Below are 17,742 nucleotides of genomic sequence, written 5' to 3'. Positions count from 1 at the left end.
AGGGAGGCTTAAATTAAAATGCTAAAACAAGGTAAACTATTATACTCTAGCCAAAAGGACCGTTGGGAGATCCATGGAATAGACGACGAACCTTTCTCTCTACACTGTGGGGAATGCTTTGAGATTAAGGTTGGGGAAACATTCTTGCCTTGTCGTATTGAAATAGATAGGGATTGGGTATTGTACTTTGCTAACTCTATGTTTTATCTGCATCCGGCATCAAGGTACAGTGTAAGAGGGGTTTAGAAAGAGTGATTCTTGGCAGAGGAATATATGTCAGAATGCGGTTAGGGGCATCCTAGCTGCATTTTTTTTTTGGCAAAAATCTTAACTAAAATACTGTGACTATGTGAAAAAATTTTGCCCATTTGGCTAATTTATTTCGCAAAAACCGATAAATTCAAGCTAATTTTAATCCATTTTATTTTGCAAAATGTCATCCCTTTTAATTTGCAAATTCACAGTTAGTCTTTTAGCATCCTGTTAAACTCTGTGCGCTGCTCCCTGCCTGTCCCGGAAATGCCACCATCCGCATAAACATTAGCAAACTCCCACTCCGGCCTGCTGTTAATGTATTTAGTGTAATAATTCACCTGTGTTTCGAAGGATTCCATTTGCTCATTGGAATTTGAGCTGACCCTGCAGTAGGCGCAAACCCTAAGCCTTGCTTCTTGCGGCCTGCCTTGTATTTCTTCCCTCGTTTTGGCCGCTATTGTTGTAACCTTCTTCATTTGCTTTTCCCTCCCTTCCAAGGTCAGTGTCACATGTTACCTCTTCGACTCTCTCAAAGCAAGTTAATCCCTTGCGGGAACATATTTTTACGGACAAAAAAAGATGGCCTGGGTGCTCCCCCAAGCCATTACGTTTTCTTCCGTTTAATAATCTTGTTTGGTACATATCTGGCAGTATCCCCGGCAACCTTTAATAATTCAATGACGAGCCGCCCTCCCTCTTCGCTAACGTCTATGCTGTCTCCGACCTTAAACCCCAAGTTTTCCAGCCATCTCCCCTGCAGTCTGATGCAGGGAATATTCCTTGCTGTACAGCCCGGAGCCTCATAAACCTTCAGCTTCCTTCTTTTCAATGCTTTGACCTCCCTTCAGGTCAGGCAGGTTAACTCTGTTTGATCCGGAAGGCAAGCTTAAGATTATCATTTGGCAAAAGTTTTTCTATTTTCAGCATCAATCTTGATGAATTCTTCTTCCGTAATAAACCCTTCTGCCAGCAGCTTTTTCAATAGCTCTTTGCTTAAAAGGTATTCAACGCTCTGGTTTTCCGTCATATTCACCGCCTCCCGGCCTAAAAGCTGTCCCTGCTGGTAGGATTGTTAAAAATCCCAAAGGAAGTCAAAGCCGCAAAAAGCAAAGCCGTCAGCTCCTTAAAGCTGTCCTCGGTGAGCCCAATGGGCGCTAAAAGCCCATAGGTTTTAAGTATGAATAACACCAAGGCCGCAAGCGCCGACCATGCCACCGGGCTTCTCCATCTTGACTGCTGCATAGTTAAATTCCTCCCTTCAATAATAAAGCCGCTACCCTTTGAATCAGGATGGCGGCGTATTCACCTGCTACTGTTCTTCCTTTTACTGCATTCTGCCTCCAGTACTCCGGCGACTCAAGGATGCCGAATTCCTGAAGCAGTTTTAGCTCTCTGTCCAAATTTGGACTGCCCTCCATGTAAGGTATGCCAAAGTATTTCAATATCCCTTTTGCCAGGGCAGTACCAATTGCCTCGATGCAGGATATAAGCCACTCGGCATCGTCAGGGTTGTCATGAAAGGCTACCTCGACAAGCGCTGCTGGCGCATCTGTTTCAGCAAGTTCGTACATATGCTTTCCAGGCCCGAAGAAGTTATAGCCCTCTTTGACGCCTCGGTCGCCCGTCGGGGTCAAAGGCGATAATTCCTCGTAAACTGCTCTTGCTAATCTTTCACCGCTGCCTCCGAACCTGTGGCAATAAACCTCACAGCCCCGGCCTCCCCCGGCATTGCTGTGAATCGCGAAATGAACATCCGGTCTCTTTGCATTGCTGTCAGCCACAACCTGGGCAAGCGACCAGTCCGGCTTGTTCCTGTAAACCGTTACCCCATGCCTTTTTAACTCTGCTTGAACGACATCCGTTATCTGATTCATTCTGAAACATTCGCTGCCATAGCTGCCTGCCCCAATATTCTTTCCCTGGGTGGACGGACTCAAATACACCGATTTCTTCATAATGTATATGTCCTCCCTTCATTTGCCCATCAACTTAATGGCTCCAACAATTGCCCCTAAAATGGCAATACAAAGGCCTGCCAACTTGATGAGTTCAATCATCACAGTCTGCCAGGCCTTCATCGTTGTTTCGTTTTGTTTTTCCGGTGAACCATGTATTTCTTTTATGGAGGCTTTAATTTCATGGATGTCCTCTTTAATCATCTTGACATATACCCAAGTTTCAGTCATCCCAGTCTCCAAATCCCGGATGCGTTGCTCCTGGATACATCTGTGCTGCTCCATCCGGCGCTCCTCCTTTCTAAAACCAGCCAATCTATCTAAAATACTGGCAGGTTAACCTGGAAGGTATAAGTAATTTTCATGGTGTTGGTGTTGGTTTTGGTAATTGGTGACGCAAGCAAGGTTTGTGCACCAGGATACCACATGGGCTGTAAGCAATATAATCGGTAATTACCGGAATATGAATACCGGCTCCAGAAGAGGTTATGCTTCCGGTCATACATAAGAGGCCCATAAAGACTGCCAAAAGAGTATGCTGAAACAGTATGTTTTAATGTATTTCCATAAGAGTCCAACATAGCAACCCTTGAAAGGTTTGAACTGTGAAATAGGATGCACTTTGCTTCCCCCACAATATAAGTGCTGCCCGGATCGGAAACTCCTGTGGCACCATAGAGATTTAACTCACTCTCCAAGATGCCTTCATGATTGTAACGCCTAAAGGACCAGTTATTGTTCGCCTCATAGGTATAACTGAAAAACTTTCCGTTAAAGGTGGTAATATTCTGTCTCGTAGACCTGCTGTAAGCTGCCGGGGACGCATCGAATTCGCAGAGAACCGCAAAGCTTTCATCACACTTATAATACCTGCCATTGGTATCTCCATACAGCCAAAAATACATTCCATCCCAGTGAATGGCCTGAATTTTTGTATCGATATAGCTTAAATCTAAAGTATCAGACGAAAGCGAACTACTATAGTAGTCTGGGTAGCTCATGTCATTGTAAGACATCTTTCTTACTAGAATAACCCCTGTGTTTTGCGGAATATATATGGCAAAACCAGGTCCGATGCATGCTCTGTAGCTTGTTTGAATAGATCCGCTTACGCTGTACTCATATAGGCTATAAAAATCTATAGTTGGCATGTAGGAGTTATACTGTCCTGTCCACCAGATAGTCCTGAATGTCCCATTACCGGCATGGGTTGGCCAGTCAAATACAAACTTAAATTGCCCATAATCCCTTACAGACTCTGCAATATTTATCGTTCCGCGCTTTGTATCAGCTCCTACATAAGGCCCCTGCTTTCTTGCCCAGCCAACTATGTCCCCCGCCACATAGAAATTATCTGCACTTTCGGCCCCTGTGTAATTGGTGAGTACAATATCCTGAAAATATGACCTTCGAGCGGAACTTCCTAACGCGTCCCATCCAATAAGGCTGTCAAAGGTGGTCAAAAATGCCTCTTTTGCCAGCACTGTATTGATAACGTTTTCTGTTTCAGCCTCGAGGGTTTTTGCCCCGGTAGGTAGGATATAGTCTGTGACCATCTTGAGAAGCTTGGGCTTTGGTACAACCTTTTCTATCAAAAACCTTGCCCTGCCGCTTAAATCGTCTGTCCAACAATGAAGGACCGGGTTTGTCATAATGAGCCCCGTCCGGGAAGCAGGAACTGTCTTCATGCCTTGCTCTAAAAACATGGCCTTTGTTGGGGGTGCCTGTCCAATACTAACATATTGGGATAACCCCTCATCCCACCTTTTGACCTCCGTCCCATCAACAACAAGGTACTTTATAATATTGTCTCTTTCAAAGCTCTGGATAATAAAATCCTGCACCGCCTGAACAGTTGTATATCCCCATTGAATAAACACAAGGCAACCATGGGACATGGCTACCGTCAAGCCCGTTTCGTTGTCTCCGCTCCTGCTGGAAGTGGCCGGTGGCACATCAGCAGCTGTCAACCCCGGGTCATATGGCACTACGGTCCACGTAACCTGAGGGTCTCCCCCTGTCGCATCCTTGCCTCCATCGTTATTCCAGAAGGTAGTCAGGTAAACCTCCCCATATTGGGTTGTAACCCTTCCATACTGAGAGGAACTATCACTCCCATAATTTCCGCTTAATTTGAACTTGAAGGGTTTATCCTCTCCGGTAATTTGCAAAATTTGCATAGCAAAGATACCGGAAGCCACCCAGCCTTGCTTTAACTCCCAGGTTTCTCCGTCATGCTGAAACTCCTCCGTATATATCGTCCCATCTAGTCCATTGCGCTGTGTAAATGGCAGGTTCGTTACGACTGTGCCTCCTGCATTTGTTATTTGAAAATATCCCCAGCTGTCAAAGGCATCGTTTCCACCATCGGAGAAATACGCGGGGGTGCCTTGCATATCTTTGGTTACCGTAAAGTTATTTTGGAAGTTAGGAAAATTTTGCTTCAGTATATATCCACTCACAACCTGACCACCACGCTTTCAATAACTGGGAAATTATTGGTATCCGCCATGATCGCAGTGTACAGTTTCCCACCCTCAAGGTCCTGTTGGTTCATTTCGGTCACCTTCTCATTGACAGGCTTCATCATCCCATCAAATATTGTGGTTACACTATCCTCCTCAAACAGCACTGCTTCTTCCGATGTAAAATTGCACTGTACCGCTACCTGCGTAAGAGAAATATCGCAAGCAGGCGTTACATTCCCGGCAGACAGTTCTGTGCTTTCAACAGTTTCTACAACCTGAGAGCCGACATCCTCTGTAATAGTAACCAAATCAATAATCAACACCCTGCCGCTGCCTACATCAAAGTAGGATAAGGGCTCAACCACATTGGCCTCTGGCGGTGCTGTTCCTATGCCTGCCATACCAACAGCCCGGATACACCCTTCATGGCCGCCCTCGCCTACGCTTAAGGTCCCGCTGCTAACACTGGCCAAAAGCTTTACCGAATGTCCTCCGGCCTTGACTGAGGCAATAATGGTAGACACCGAAAAGGTGTTGTAGCCCACTAGAAGGGTGTGTTTATAGGTTCTAAGCACGTTTCCGTAATATTGAAGGTCTATTGTCAATTGCGAGGTCACATTGGCTGTCCCGGTTATGGTAAAAGCCAGATAAAGGTGGGTCATTTCTGAAACACTGGGGGATAAGTTTAAAGTAACCTGGGGTGTCGAGGTTATTGTCAAGGCTGAACTGCTGTAAACAAGGGCTCCTTCATTTCCTGAAGAACTTCTCTTGGCTGTTTTCACTTCCTTGATAATATTGTGAAAATAATCCACCCAGTTTTCCTTGCGCTTACTCGATTTTTCAAAATTCTTCTTAACGGAGTCTATACTAAACTTGAAAGTCCCATTCCCCATGTCGGTAATGTCCAACTGTTCAATAAGATAACTACCTGAAGCCCCGAAGGACGGAAGATCCACATGTAACCGCTGCCCCGCATCAAAGCCCCAGGTGAAGGTGGAAAAGGAGAGGGTAGCAGGGATATGCTGTCCATAGCGGCTTAGAAGTTCGTCGGCAAGGGCTAGTGCATCAGCATTGCTTTGGACAGTAGTGTTCTCCATTACCTCGCCGTATACACCAGTACCGCCTTCCACTGTCGCCCTTGCCTGAATCTCATTCTTGTTCTCAACAACAACCACCATGTCGCCGCTTTTAACAAACTGTTTGTTGCGGTAGCCTTCAAGGGTGTCGGTAACTTCCACCTCTCCAAAATCAGTGAATGCCCCGCCTTCTATCAAAGAATATGGTGCCTCGATTACCTCCTCCTCACGGAGAAAGTGAAGGGCCTTATGGTCGTCTATATACCATTTAAAGCCGCAGGCTTCTGCAAGATCGTCTAAGATATCCCGGATGGGTTTACAATTGGCATCGTAGTTATACAGAGTGATGCCATCCTCTATAACCCCCTCGGTAATCCCTTCCTCTGAAAGCACATTTTCTATCATATACCGTACAGCCTGCCCTGCAGAAATGTTGTCAGGATTATATTGGATAGTCCGGCGTCTAGGGCCTGTTCTCCCTGAAAGCCCGCGTTATATAAAAGCCCCAGGGCTGCTGTGGTTTGTTCAATAGAATAGCCCAGGCTGTTGGCTACCGGGCCCACATAACGCATGGAATAGCTCAGTTTGTCCAAGGTCGCCTGCGAATTGCCAATGGCCGCCGCAAATACGTTTGTCACCCTACCTGCGTCCTGCGCCCCAAGCCCGAACTGGTTTAGGGTGGCGATAACCGTATCGGTACTGAAGGCAACGTCACTCTGGGTCGCAGCGGCAAGGTCAAGGATTGGTTTTAAAGCCTCGCCCATCTGTTCGGCCTTATACCCGGCAGATGCCATGTAGTACATGGCATCAGCAGCTTCACTGGCAGAAAACACCGTAGATTTGCCCATTTCCCGGGCGACTTCCTTCATTCTTTCGAATTCCTCTGCCGTCGCACCGGAAACGCTAGCTGCATTGGCCATGGATTGTTCAAAATCGGCTGCTGTTTTTAGGGCAACCGCCCCCGTCAGTTCCCAGAACTCCCAGGGCTTTAAGCCCAGAGGGCCGACAGCTGTGCTTAAGAGCCTGTCCCAGTCCCAGTCTTCTCCGCCTTTGCTGCCGCCCTCTTGACGTTTTTTGTCCCAAAAGCCTCTGTCATGGCTTCACCCAGCTTCTCAGCTACAGTGTTGATATCCGAAAACTCGTCAATCAGTTCTCCTACCTTTTCAGGAGACAGGTTTTTGCCCTCGTGAAACAGACCGGCATAAATGATGGTACGCAGGTCCTTGATGCTGATGTTCTCTAAATCAAGTTTGCTGATGGGCCTGCCAACCATTTCCTCAATTTTTACAAGCGCGTTCATCCCGTATCTTAAGTTTCTCGGCCTGTCCAGCTCAATCGTTACGTTCTGCTTCATAAAAGTCCTCCTTTCAAAGCGAAAACGCCCGGTTTTCCGGACGTTTCATCATTTACTTCCTGATATTAATCTGTTCTCCTCTGTGCCAACAGGTAAACCTCATCATCTGCTCTTGCAGATACTACAATAACCTTCATGACATCCTTTTCCCTGATTAGCTTGTATACCACCCTCAAACCAAGGCTTTTCAGCTTGATTTTAAGGTACCCCGCCAGTCTTGTGCTGTTTCTGTTTCCCAGAGGCTTGCCATATCCCCCTTCGTTCAGCGGCAAGGGGTTGCTTGAAACCTTATTTATGGCTTTGAGCACCTGCAGCCGCTGGCTATGGTCAAGACGCTTCAAGTCTTCAACCGCTTCCTTTAAATATTCCACCTGCCACATAAGCTACTCCAGCTCCACATCTGAGCTGTCCAAATCCGCTTTATTTATGCCAAGCTCAGCTAAAACTTTTTCCTGAGGGATAAAGTCTTCCGGTTTTGCATTTTCCATGCGTCTTTCGGCTTCCAACAGCAAACGGTACTCCTCAATGGTTTCAAGCATTTGCTCGTACATCTCAGGTTTTAGCAGCACGCATGCCGGCGTGTTGTTTTTGAGCACAATCTTAAAGCCTGCTTCCTTGACTTCTTCAAAAATTTTATTCGCCTCCCCCTTATTGAACCGGGAAATTGGCACAAGAGAATTCAAAACCCTGCTCACGGTGATTTTTTCAGGCATATTATCATACCCTCTCTTTTTTAATGAGTCTCTGATAATATTATATGCCTTATCGATAAATTTATCAATATTTTCGCTAATATTTTTATCCCTCCCTGTAATGCAGCGGGCCTGTGCCCTGAAGCTCAATTGTCTCATTCACGATGTCATCCACTGCTGTCTCGATACCGTCTGAGGAAATGATGCCAAAACCCTCATACCTCTGCTTGGAAGCTGTCGCATCGGTATACAGGGCAATGACCACCTCTTTACCCAGCCCTGCAAAAAACTCCTCATCGCCCCAATATCTCTCTGCGCTAGCTGTAAACCCTTTGACTGTCGCCAGGTTTTCCTTCCAGCCTGCGCTTTGAAAGGTGGTTATGTCCGAGGTTTCCAGCTCCAGCTCAGCCGACCAGTTGAAGAAGCCGCCATGCTGTGCAACCGTCAAATACTTCCCGCTGACCGTTACCTCATCGTCCAGTTCAAGAGGAGCTTCAAACACCACCACGCCGCCGCAATGCTCAAGGGTAAAACCAGCAGAAACCACAACAGAGTTTACCTTGACGGTTACAGGTGTATCCTTATCCCAGTACCTCTTGGCCGCATCTGAAATGGTAAACCTTCTGCGGTCAAGGCTGCCGGTGGTAGCTTCCTCAGAAAATGAAACAGGAGCGTCTGCCGTTTGCACAAACACCGCTCCCACTTTACCGCTTAAAGGCATTTTCCATCACCGCCTTTAGTTATATGACAGCGCGCGTGTCCCCTGGAATTCAAAGGACACGTTCACCGTATCGTCTACCGGATCCTCCACGCTCAAGGAAGAAATAAATGCCTCACCGCTGTAGTAGTGCGCCGCATCCACATAAAGCTTGAGGCTTACTGTCGCACCGCTCAAATAGGCATCCTGAAGCGCCTTTTGTCCTTGTGCATCCGCAGCAACATTCCAGCTGCCTTCTGCGCTGGCCGACCACTCCTTAAGTCCCGCGATGAAGTTTTTCCATTCATCACCCAACGCTGTGGTTTCTATTGTGTCCAGTCCCAGGTCCAGCGACCAGTTCTTAATCTCAGTTACATTATTGGTTCCAACCATAAGCTTTCCACTCTTTCCTGCCAATGCCATCGCTATCAACCTCCTTTAAACCTGCTCTGAATAATAAAACTGAAAGTCCATATTAATGTAGAACGTGCCTGTGTCAGACTCATAGCCCTCCAACTCACCCTCCAGCAGCACTGCGCCAACAGCGACACCTTCGGTGCCGCCCATAAGTCCCGAATGGTTCTGCAGGCAAAGCCTGACCTGTTCAGCAACAGCCTTGCACTGAGCGTAGTTTTCCGCCCAGCAGGACAGCTGATATACCGGCCTCGTAAAGCCTGTATCCCCCTGCAGTTTATGCAGCCTTTCTCCTGAAATTTTCTGATAGGTTACAGCCGGAAGAACAGCCTTCTGCCGCAGGACAAGCGGGTAAATCCTTTCATCCACAAGGCTCTTCAAGCCTGTAAAAGCCTTAAGGTGAGCGAATAATGCCTCCTCAAACCGCATTTATCTCACCCTCCCCACCGCTCTTCCGATTTCCTCTGTTACCGCCTCGGATATCTGCTTCTTATTTTCATCTACTGCTGGCCTTAAAAAGGGTTTGGCAGGCTGCTTTTTTGTACCAAGCTCCACAAACTTGCCGTAGTATTCCTTTTTTCCATGCTCAATGCGGACATTGGCCTTAGTAGGTGTTTTCTTACCCTGCGTAAGTGTAAGGCTTGCACGAAGCCTGCCTGTTTTCACCGGACACCGTCTTCTTGCCTCCGAAAGCGCAACCCTGCCTCCGGCCTCTGCCGCCCTTGCCAGCACCTCCTCGGCCTTCTGTCCTATTTCCTCCAGCAGCTTGATGACTTCCTCCGCCCCCTCAACCTCTACCTTAAGCTTTTTTGCCCTTGCGGTATAAGACCTCGCCATCAGACCACCTCCTTGCACATGAGCTGCAGCTCCTTTTTTCGTTCCGCCATATGGATCACAGAGAGAATCTCAAAGTACCTGTCCTTAAAATTAACCCTCATGGTGGGTTCAACGCCCTTTAAATATCTGATGACGATTTTTGTCGATACTTCTGCGTTTATCTGTTGTGCTGCGAAATATTCACGACCACCCAGCGGATAAATCGCAGCCCACACCCTTGCGAAATCGACCCACTGAAGCTGTTCGCCGCCGAAACTATCCCGTATCCTTTCCACCTTCTGCAGGGTTATTCTGTGCCGCAAGTCCCCGATTCTCATGGAAATCACCACCTTGGCACCCAAAAGGGCCGGAGCAGTGAGGATACCGCAAGCGGAAGCTCCTTTATTTCGCCGCCTCCGACCGTACCACCGCCTATGTTGACCGCTTCCCTGTGCTCATAAAAATGGCCGACTAATAGCAGCATGGCCTGTTTTATGCTTTTTGGTATCTCGCTATAGCCTGCCTTGAAGCGTATTTTTACTGCGTCCGGCCTATAGCTTAAGTCCAACGGCCAACCTGTAGCAAGCATAGGACATAAAACAGCAGGCTCTAGGCTTTTAACCGCATAGAACCCGCTGTCCTCTATCAGCGTTATCTCTTCTCCATTGGTGTTGAGGTACTTGAAGTAAACAAGTTCGACGAGTGGCGGCATTGGCAGCTTGATAATACCGTAGTTTGAAAAAAAGGGCCCGGAAACATATTCAAAGGTCTGCAGGGCAAGGCTTCTGCCGGTAAAGCTCTCACAAAATTCCCGGGCAGTTGAAATGAGGGCGGATATGAGTGCATCCTCCTCTGTCCCATCCACCCTCAAGTGCAACTTAGCTTCCTCTAAAGATACAGGCTCAAGCTCAGGCCCTTCTATCAATATTAAATTCATTTGCCCTCACCGCCTGTATTAAACTAAAACCGAGTCGCTGACCTCCTGCACATACCTTCCTCCGGTCAGAAGGGCAATAATCCCACCGGCTACCGGATCATCGATAACCTCCACCGCTTTTAGGCGCACATAGCTGCAGCCTGATTTTGCAAGAGCCTGGGCATCCACCTCGATTTTGTACACCTTATTTACCGCTGCAGCAGTGGTAAAACCGGAAGCGTCGGCCTGCTTCACCTCACTGAAGGTGTCACCTGAGACACATTCCTGATATGTGAAGGGAATAGCTTCTGTGTTGGTGGGTGTCGTATCGTCGCAGGCCTCCACAGTAATGGTAGAGGTTCCAACCGCGCCTGCGCCGCATTGAACAAGGAAGCTGACATGCTCCCAGTTTTTGAGGTTTATAACGTCGGTTGTTACCGTACCGGCAAAAACATCTGCCGCCGGGGGCAGGGCATTGACTACATGATATGGTTTATACATTGAAATCTCCTCCTTTGCTTATGAGAAATCCGCTTATCAATGTGACAAGCGGATTTCTCTACTCACTACTGTTATTTTCTGCTGGCAAGCGCCACAAAGGGTGATACTGACGCGCTGCCCTTATATGGCTGCAAGGGCTTGTTCCAGATGGGCTGGCCGTCTACCCTGTAAATGAACCTGTAAACGTTCTCGTCATACAGGAACCTTACATGGATGGAGGAAGCCGCGTTGATGCCGCCCTTGTCTATAAGCAGGTACTGGGACATATCCGCCAGGATGATGTCTCCCACCTCACCTGCTGCCGAGCACTGTTCAAGAGGCACTACCGGTCTTCCGAAAAGTGTCGCATAAGGTGCTTCCGAAAGTCCACCTGCCGGGATATATACCGGCACATCACCGATTTTCATGGTAAAAAGAAGAGGCTCAATCTCCTGGTTGATATACCACACGGCATTTGTCCTGCTTCTACCCCATAGTCTTGACCACATGTTGAAGAGGTTTTCCACCCTGATCAGCTCGGTCTGGCCGTTTTCCTTAGACACCTTCACCAAGGCATCGCTATTCAGAATGCCAAGGGGCTGCCCGGTACCAGTGCCTGTCAGGATGGCATCGTCAATCTTAAAGCCGAATTCCTCCGCAAAGCCCTGACGGAGCACACTCTCCAAGGCTGCCGCATCCTGCAGAAGCTCGTCTGTTGCGTAGCAAAGGCCGGTCAATTTCTTCAGGGACAAATCCATCACCCTGAATTTGGGCTTGGAGGCGATAAGCTGGTCAGCCTCGTTCTCCCAGTAGGTCTGAATGCCGCCCCAGCGAGCGCCGTTCGCCCTGCTGGATTCGTCCACGCCATTGATTTTCAGCCCGTTAGCATTGGTGGAAAGCGGAATCTTGCTGACTCTTGAAGCGAGAACCCCTGTCTCATAGGTGCGCTTTAAAAGGTCTGTGACAAAGTCCTGCTGCACCAGAAAACCGCCGTCAGAGGGTACGCTCTCGCTTAGACCGCTGGCGGCTCTTGTGGTAAGCCTCGGGTCAATACGGCCATCCGGCGCCGCCGCCCGGTACACAGCCAACATCTGCTCGCCGAAGCTGGCAAAGCGTTGCTCTCCTAAAGCTACCGCCGCCTTGGGATTGGGCCTTGCAGGCTCCATGTCCCTTTCCTCCGGCTGCTCCTCTTCCTCCATCAGCGCCCTGGTGCGGGCAATTGTATCGTCCCATCTTTTCATTTCCTCCTCAAGCTGCTTGACCAACTTTTCCTCTTCCTCAGTCAGAAATCGGCCTTCAGCCTGAGCCTTCTAAAGGATGGCAAGGGCCCTAAGCCTTGCATCCTTTTTACGTGCTTCCATTTCTTTAATTTTGTTCATGTTTAGAATACCTCCTGTCAAAGTAGTTCTATTTTCCGTTTTATCAGTGCCAACCGCTGCCTTGCGCGCGACTCTTCCGCCTCGGACAATTCCTTTAAATGCCTCTCATAGCTTAAAAGGGCGCCTCTTACGCCGACATCGGTCTGGGGGTATGCCGGAAAGGTTACCGGAGAAACATCAAAAAGCTTTACCTTTTGAAGCTCCCTGATATCACCGCCGTCCTCGGTGCCCCAACGGTCCTCAATAACTAAAAAACCGAAGGACATTTGCGAAATGTCTCCTCGGTCTATGCTGACTAAAAGGTCTCGGGCCCATTGCGTTTCCGGAGGTGTTATCCTTACCAGCAGCCCCTTTTGCGTTTCCTTGAGTTCAAGGGTGCCTGAACGGTTCCTGCCCAGCACATAGTTTGGATCATGGTTGAACAGCGCCCGTATGTCATCCACCTGGATAGTCTCCTTAAAGGCGCCGGGCATTACCTTTTCCCGGAAGGGAAAACTCCACCCAAGCTCCTCCGACCACTGGTTGAAAACAGCGGCATGGCCCTCAATGATGGGCTTTGTCGCTTCTTCATCACCCTCGCTAAGTACCCTGAGCTCCGTCATGGATACCGTTCTTCTCTCCAGCTGCGCTGGCTCAGCCTGTCTTCTTTTCTGTTTGTCCATTTAAGTTCTCACCTCCCTTAAGTTTTACTGCCCACCAGAGAGACTGGCAGCATATTGCCGTTCACAAGGTAAAGGTCGCCGCCTGCTTCCTCAGGGATAGGGTTCATATCCTCCAACTCGCGGATGTCGTTGGCGCTGTACCAGCCGTTCTGGCGGCCAATGGCATAGCCTTCCATCCTTGTTTTGAAGTCGCCTCTTAAAAGCCCGTCAACGTTGAATTTGGGGAAATACAGCTTCCTTTCCTCGGGCAGCAGCAAATCTTTTATAATAGCCTGCTCCCAGCGCACCAGCCATGGCCTGATGGTATGCACCACAAAGTCGATGCTCTGATGCTCGATATTTGAGAAGGTGGCCCTCTCCAAGTCTCCTACAAGGTGGGGTGGTACCCTAAAAAGCCTGCAAATTTCGTTAAGCTGGAATTTGCGGGTTTCAAGAAACTGTGCATCCTCCGGCGGTATGCCGATTTCATGGTATTTCATGCCCTCCTCAAGAACTGCTATCTTGTGGGAGTTCTGAAGCCCTTTATATACCTCCTCCCAGGATTTTCTCAGCTTCTCCGGGTCCTTTACCACCCCTGGATGCTCAAGGATTCCTCCCGGGCGCGCCCCGTTGCCGAAAAACCTCGCGCCGAATTCTTCAGTTGCCAGCGCCAGCCCGATAGCTTCTCTCGCCATGGCAATTGGAGATAAACCTTTCACCCCGTCAAAGCCTAAACCCGGAATATGGAATATTTGTTCAGGCTTGTACTCAGTGGTTTTCACACCTTCTGTATGCCTGTAAACCAGCTGCTTGGTTTTCTCATCCCGGATGATCTCCATGCCTGCAGGTGAAAGCGGCCACAGCTCCAGCACCTGTCCACCCTTGCCCCGTACTATCTGCGCATAAGCATTTCCCCACAACAGAAGTTGGGTCATTAGCACCTCCCGGAAGGTAAAGCTGGTCATCTCCGGATTGGGCATATCGTGAAGTATGGAATATAAAGGGTGGGCTTAACACAGGCATAAACAGCAGTTACGCGCATTGCGGTTTCCTCATCTACCCTGACACCTGCAGTAGAAGCCAAGCCTAAGCCGACATCCTCTCCCAGCAGGAAGGCCTTAAGCCTGCTGCTTATGGGACTGTCCCGCCTGTCGTTAGGACCTGCTCTGGGTTGAAAAAATCTTGATAATATCGATAGTTTCATGCTCGATCCTCCTGAAAAAAAGGCATGAAAAAAGCACCGTCTAAGCGATGCTCTTACCAATCAAAATCTTATATTTGATAATCAGTTGTCTTCTTCCTCTGCAACATCCCCAAAGAGGATTCGCATAAAATCTCGTTTGCCATATAGCACTCTGTCCACATATACAGTATCATTTTCATAACGGTAAAAAGCTGTATATTGCCCACACACAAGGTAACGATAGCTTGTTTCAATTTTAATAACAGAGGACAAGGGCGTTCCAATCAACGGGAATTCCATAAGATCTCTGAATCGTTTGGTGATTTTGGCCAGCACATTCGTTGCTGCTGTAGGATTACCTAATTCCTCGGAGATATATTCTTTTATCTCCAGCATATCCTTTTGCGCTTTGGGCGAGATTTTAAGATTAACCATTCGTTACCCCCAGGGATGCTTCTAGTTCATCAATGGTTAGCCATCCATTTTCCTGCCCCGCCTTTTCACCTTTAGCAAGTTCAATAAGCAATTTTAATTTCGCCTGCATTTTTTCATATTCCTGTATATCCATTATCACATAGCGGCCGCGGCCATTTTTTGTTAAAAAGACCGGTGAACCCTCCTCTATGCTGCGCAACACTTCATTGTAATTCCTTAAATCAGAAATCGGCTTAATGTTAGGCATAATAAATCTCCTTTCCCTTTTTGCTGTTATTATTATAGCAATATTCTTCGTAAAATACAACAGCAACAATGAAGGGACTTAGAATATTTATACCTGAAGCCCTCAAATCTTCAATAAAAAATAAATTAAAGTTTTTCTATAGTGTTGACATTTATTTTTACATATGTGATAATACATATGTAAAAATCTTTTTTTAGGAGGGATAACCTACGAAAGCATCATTTAGGGATTTTATTGCCCAAAACCCAAACTGTAAAAAATTTGACGGCAATCCGGAAGCGATCCATATTTTTGAAAACATCCTGTCAAAGGACGATAACATTATCGCAATGATAGACGCAACCGAAGCAGATAAACCTGCTTTATCTGCCTGCATTCAAGAAGTAGAAAATTATTATAAAAATCTCCCATCACCTACTTTTGATTTAACTGATAATTTCACAAAACAAGCACTGGGACGGATGGTAAAAACTATTTTAGAACCTTTTGGCTATCAGCCCGATACACAAAAAGACATGCCAAAATCCTGCTCTGCTGAATTTGTAACATCAGCCACTGTTTACAAATATGTTGGAAATGCTACCATGAGGGTTGTTCGAAAAATAGAGGAAATTAACAAATAAAAATTCTATAGCACAAGAATCCCTCTGTTGTCATACACAGACCCTCTATTCTGATGTCTAACTGCTCTATCGAGAGCCATTATAAGCGCAACAGCACCGTCAATCCGCTCGGTGCTTTTTTCTTTGTCCGGCTTGATATTGCCTGCCGGGTCGGTTTTAACATAGATATTGTCCATCATCCAGCGCAGCACCAGGTTTCCTCCATGGGCGATTTTCCCTTCCAGTACCAGCTTCATAAGTTCCTTGGTGGGCGGTGACATATCCTTATACCCTTGCCCGAAGGGCACTACCGTAAAGCCCATGCCCTCAAGGTTTTGCACCATCTGGACCGCCCCCCAGCGGTCAAAGACAATTTCTTTGATGTTATATTTGGTGCCCAGTTCTTCAATAAAGGCTTCGATAAAGCCATAGTGCACAACATTTCCCTCAGTGGTTTTAAGATATCCTTATCTTTCCCATACATCATAGGGCACATGGTCACGCCGCACCCGAATCTGAAGGTTCTCCTCCGGAATCCAGAAAAAGGGTAGCACCTGATACTTGTCCTCCTCGTCTTGCGGTGGAAATACCAGCACGAAAGCAGTTATGTCTGTCGTAGAGGATAAGTCTAAGCCTCCATAGCAAATTCGCCCTCGGAGTTCCTCCGCATTAACGGGAAAGGTGCAGGCATCCCATTTGTCCATCTGCATCCACCTGACCGACTGCTTCACCCATTGGTTTAACCGAAGCTGCCGGAATAGATTTTCCTCCGCTGGATTATCTTTGGCGCTGTTAAAGGCATCCCTCATCTTATCTATATCCACCGTCACACCCAAGGACGGGTTAGCTTTGTACCAGTTTCTTTCATCTGTCCAGTCGTCATCATCATCAATGCCGTAGATGACAGGATAAAAAGTAGGGTCGATTTTCCGCCCCTTTAAAATATCCTCAGCCTTTTGGTGGATCTCCCAGCAGATGCTGTTGCGGTCAGTCCCTGCAGTCGTTATGAGGAAAAACAATGGCTGCATCCGGGCATCACCGGAACCTTTGGTCATAACATCGTACAGTTCCCTTGTTGGCTGGGCATGCAGTTCATCAAATACTACACCATGCACATTCAATCCATGCTTGGTATAGGCTTCAGCCGAGAGTACCTGATAAAAGCTGTTGAGCGGTGTATATACTAGCCGTTTCTGAGAGAGCACCGGTTTGATTCTCTTTTTCAGGGCCGGACACTGCTCCACCATATCCACCGCAACATCAAAAACAATGGAGGCCTGCTGCCTGTCAGAAGCACAACCGTAAACTTCCGCACCCCATTCACCATCAGCGCAGGTGAGGTAGAGAGCCACCGCTGCAGCCATCTCACTTTTACCTTGCTTTTTCGGTATTTCCACATACGCGGTGTTATATTGCCTGTACCCGTTTTCCTTGACCGTTCCAAAAATATCCCGGATGATTTTGTCCTGCCAGGGGAGGAGTTCAAAGGGCACCCCATACCAGATGCCCTTGGTGTGCTTCAGATTTTGGATAAAGTCCACCGCATGCTGCGCTTTCCTATCGTCATACATTACCCGTTATGCCTCCTCATAAGCAGCTTTTCCATGGGGTCGGCGCTATCTTTTACGGCATTATCAACAGCAATTCTGGAGCGGCTGGAAGGCGTAAGTCCAAATTCCGAACAGAAATCCCTCATTATCTTAAGGTAGGTCTGGGCGATGGATACCTGCGGCACCTGCTGGATATATCCCGACGGTGTCTTAAAAATGGTACCGTGCTTGGAGAGAAATTCCTCCGCCTCTTTCCAGCGTGCATAGGCCTGGCAATAGCCTGCAAAGGCTGCGGCATCCACCTGTGTCAGCACCCCCAGTTCCTCAAGCTGCTTGGACATTCTGCGCCACTCCTTCTTTGCCTCCGGCTCAAGCCAGGAAGGGCACTTCGGCTCCTTTTTCTCTGGTTTTGGCTCATTCATGTTAAGTGGACGCTTACCGGGATTTCCCTCGAGTACCTTAAGGGCTGTTGGCTTTGGTTTTCTTCCTCTGGTCGCCATCGTCTTTCACCTCCCTCTTCATAAAAACAACATGAAAAAAGGAAGCCTTTACTTGGGCTTCCCTCGATTTTTCTCTTCAGCC

26 protein-coding genes and 2 pseudogenes are annotated in these 17,742 nt (G+C 47.8%); 2 read left to right on the top strand and 26 right to left on the bottom strand.

Going from position 1 to position 17,742, the window contains the following annotated elements; all coding sequences use genetic code 11:
* Positions 1-18 precede the first annotated feature (18 nt).
* Complete coding sequence (locus EYS13_RS16440; RefSeq protein ID WP_227761721.1) at positions 19-246, top strand: DUF5348 domain-containing protein; 228 nt, start codon at positions 19-21, stop codon at positions 244-246.
* A gap of 218 nt (positions 247-464) precedes the next feature.
* Here the strand turns inward: EYS13_RS16440 and EYS13_RS00920 are convergent, their stop codons facing one another.
* From EYS13_RS00920 to EYS13_RS00810, 24 genes and pseudogenes are all read right to left on the bottom strand, one after another.
* The gene (locus EYS13_RS00920; protein WP_227765072.1) at positions 465-731 is read right to left on the bottom strand and encodes a recombinase family protein; all 267 of its coding nucleotides are present in this window, start codon (positions 729-731) and stop codon (positions 465-467) included.
* A gap of 128 nt (positions 732-859) precedes the next feature.
* Positions 860-1,084 carry a SymE family type I addiction module toxin gene (locus EYS13_RS00915; protein WP_227765070.1) on the bottom strand — a complete coding sequence of 75 codons (225 nt, stop codon included), beginning with the start codon at positions 1,082-1,084 and terminating at the stop codon, positions 860-862.
* Positions 1,085-1,150: 66 nt separating this feature from the next.
* Positions 1,151-1,282, bottom strand: a complete 132-nt coding sequence (locus tag EYS13_RS16155) for an SHOCT domain-containing protein (protein ID WP_265332399.1) — start codon at positions 1,280-1,282, stop codon at positions 1,151-1,153.
* Positions 1,283-1,299: 17 nt separating this feature from the next.
* Positions 1,300-1,497, bottom strand: coding sequence for a hypothetical protein (locus EYS13_RS00910; RefSeq protein WP_227765067.1), 198 nt, complete (start codon positions 1,495-1,497; stop codon positions 1,300-1,302).
* Between the two features lie 2 nt (positions 1,498-1,499).
* Entirely contained in the window at positions 1,500-2,210 is a 711-nt protein-coding gene (locus EYS13_RS00905; protein WP_227765065.1) for an N-acetylmuramoyl-L-alanine amidase family protein, read from the bottom strand.
* 18 nt (positions 2,211-2,228) lie between these two features.
* Entirely contained in the window at positions 2,229-2,495 is a 267-nt protein-coding gene (locus EYS13_RS00900) for a hypothetical protein (protein WP_227765064.1), read from the bottom strand.
* 35 nt (positions 2,496-2,530) lie between these two features.
* Positions 2,531-4,672: a hypothetical protein gene (locus EYS13_RS00895; RefSeq protein ID WP_227765062.1), complete on the bottom strand. Its 2,142-nt coding sequence runs from the start codon at positions 4,670-4,672 to the stop codon at positions 2,531-2,533.
* The gene (locus EYS13_RS00890; RefSeq protein WP_227765059.1) at positions 4,669-6,159 is read right to left on the bottom strand and encodes a hypothetical protein; all 1,491 of its coding nucleotides are present in this window, start codon (positions 6,157-6,159) and stop codon (positions 4,669-4,671) included. Before EYS13_RS00890 ends, EYS13_RS00895 begins: the two co-directional genes overlap by 4 nt.
* On the bottom strand, positions 6,156-6,722 hold the full coding sequence (locus EYS13_RS00885) for a phage tail tape measure protein (protein WP_227767739.1): 567 nt from the start codon (positions 6,720-6,722) through the stop codon (positions 6,156-6,158). The genes EYS13_RS00890 and EYS13_RS00885 overlap by 4 nt, the downstream gene beginning before the upstream one ends.
* A gap of 47 nt (positions 6,723-6,769) precedes the next feature.
* Positions 6,770-7,108 (bottom strand): tail assembly chaperone, encoded by a 339-nt coding sequence (locus EYS13_RS00880; protein ID WP_227765057.1) that lies wholly within the window; start codon positions 7,106-7,108, stop codon positions 6,770-6,772.
* Between the two features lie 65 nt (positions 7,109-7,173).
* A complete protein-coding gene (locus EYS13_RS00875; protein WP_227765055.1) occupies positions 7,174-7,488 on the bottom strand; it encodes a type II toxin-antitoxin system RelE family toxin in 315 nt (104 codons plus the stop codon).
* 3 nt (positions 7,489-7,491) lie between these two features.
* Positions 7,492-7,821 (bottom strand): type II toxin-antitoxin system Phd/YefM family antitoxin, encoded by a 330-nt coding sequence (locus EYS13_RS00870; RefSeq protein ID WP_227765052.1) that lies wholly within the window; start codon positions 7,819-7,821, stop codon positions 7,492-7,494.
* An 85-nt stretch (positions 7,822-7,906) separates the two neighbouring features.
* Positions 7,907-8,521: a phage tail protein gene (locus tag EYS13_RS00865; RefSeq protein WP_227765050.1), complete on the bottom strand. Its 615-nt coding sequence runs from the start codon at positions 8,519-8,521 to the stop codon at positions 7,907-7,909.
* A gap of 15 nt (positions 8,522-8,536) precedes the next feature.
* Positions 8,537-8,920 carry a phage tail tube protein gene (locus tag EYS13_RS00860; protein WP_227765049.1) on the bottom strand — a complete coding sequence of 128 codons (384 nt, stop codon included), beginning with the start codon at positions 8,918-8,920 and terminating at the stop codon, positions 8,537-8,539.
* A gap of 15 nt (positions 8,921-8,935) precedes the next feature.
* Positions 8,936-9,340: a DUF3168 domain-containing protein gene (locus EYS13_RS00855; protein ID WP_227765046.1), complete on the bottom strand. Its 405-nt coding sequence runs from the start codon at positions 9,338-9,340 to the stop codon at positions 8,936-8,938.
* Complete coding sequence (locus tag EYS13_RS00850) at positions 9,341-9,748, bottom strand: HK97-gp10 family putative phage morphogenesis protein (protein ID WP_227765044.1); 408 nt, start codon at positions 9,746-9,748, stop codon at positions 9,341-9,343.
* Positions 9,748-10,065, bottom strand: coding sequence for a phage head closure protein (locus EYS13_RS00845; protein ID WP_227765041.1), 318 nt, complete (start codon positions 10,063-10,065; stop codon positions 9,748-9,750). The genes EYS13_RS00850 and EYS13_RS00845 overlap by 1 nt, the downstream gene beginning before the upstream one ends.
* A 5-nt stretch (positions 10,066-10,070) precedes the next feature.
* Positions 10,071-10,664: a head-tail connector protein gene (locus EYS13_RS00840; RefSeq protein WP_227765040.1), complete on the bottom strand. Its 594-nt coding sequence runs from the start codon at positions 10,662-10,664 to the stop codon at positions 10,071-10,073.
* An 18-nt stretch (positions 10,665-10,682) separates the two neighbouring features.
* A complete protein-coding gene (locus EYS13_RS00835; RefSeq protein ID WP_227765038.1) occupies positions 10,683-11,144 on the bottom strand; it encodes a hypothetical protein in 462 nt (153 codons plus the stop codon).
* A gap of 71 nt (positions 11,145-11,215) precedes the next feature.
* On the bottom strand, positions 11,216-12,364 hold the full coding sequence (locus EYS13_RS00830) for a phage major capsid protein (RefSeq protein ID WP_423055291.1): 1,149 nt from the start codon (positions 12,362-12,364) through the stop codon (positions 11,216-11,218).
* A gap of 155 nt (positions 12,365-12,519) precedes the next feature.
* Positions 12,520-13,164 (bottom strand): HK97 family phage prohead protease, encoded by a 645-nt coding sequence (locus EYS13_RS00825; protein WP_227765036.1) that lies wholly within the window; start codon positions 13,162-13,164, stop codon positions 12,520-12,522.
* A 17-nt stretch (positions 13,165-13,181) separates the two neighbouring features.
* Positions 13,182-14,347: pseudogene (locus EYS13_RS00820) on the bottom strand (phage portal protein).
* An 81-nt stretch (positions 14,348-14,428) separates the two neighbouring features.
* Positions 14,429-14,761, bottom strand: coding sequence for a type II toxin-antitoxin system RelE/ParE family toxin (locus tag EYS13_RS00815; protein ID WP_227765034.1), 333 nt, complete (start codon positions 14,759-14,761; stop codon positions 14,429-14,431).
* Positions 14,754-15,008 (bottom strand): type II toxin-antitoxin system prevent-host-death family antitoxin, encoded by a 255-nt coding sequence (locus EYS13_RS00810; protein WP_227765032.1) that lies wholly within the window; start codon positions 15,006-15,008, stop codon positions 14,754-14,756. Before EYS13_RS00810 ends, EYS13_RS00815 begins: the two co-directional genes overlap by 8 nt.
* 329 nt (positions 15,009-15,337) lie before the next feature.
* On the opposite strand from EYS13_RS00810, the gene EYS13_RS00805 reads away from it, so the two are divergent.
* On the top strand, positions 15,338-15,631 hold the full coding sequence (locus EYS13_RS00805) for a hypothetical protein (protein ID WP_227765030.1): 294 nt from the start codon (positions 15,338-15,340) through the stop codon (positions 15,629-15,631).
* 5 nt (positions 15,632-15,636) lie between these two features.
* On the opposite strand, the pseudogene EYS13_RS00800 reads toward EYS13_RS00805, so the two are convergent.
* A pseudogene (locus tag EYS13_RS00800) lies at positions 15,637-17,181 on the bottom strand (terminase large subunit).
* Positions 17,181-17,660: a phage terminase small subunit P27 family gene (locus tag EYS13_RS00795; RefSeq protein ID WP_227765028.1), complete on the bottom strand. Its 480-nt coding sequence runs from the start codon at positions 17,658-17,660 to the stop codon at positions 17,181-17,183. The pseudogene EYS13_RS00800 and the gene EYS13_RS00795 overlap by 1 nt, the downstream one beginning before the upstream one ends.
* Positions 17,661-17,742 lie beyond the last annotated feature (82 nt).

The organism is Zhaonella formicivorans (genome assembly GCF_004353525.1).
Lineage (GTDB): Bacteria > Bacillota > DUOV01 > DUOV01 > Zhaonellaceae > Zhaonella > Zhaonella formicivorans.
The sequence above is the reverse complement of the archived record's forward strand: the minus strand, read 5'-3'. Positions and strand labels throughout refer to the sequence as shown.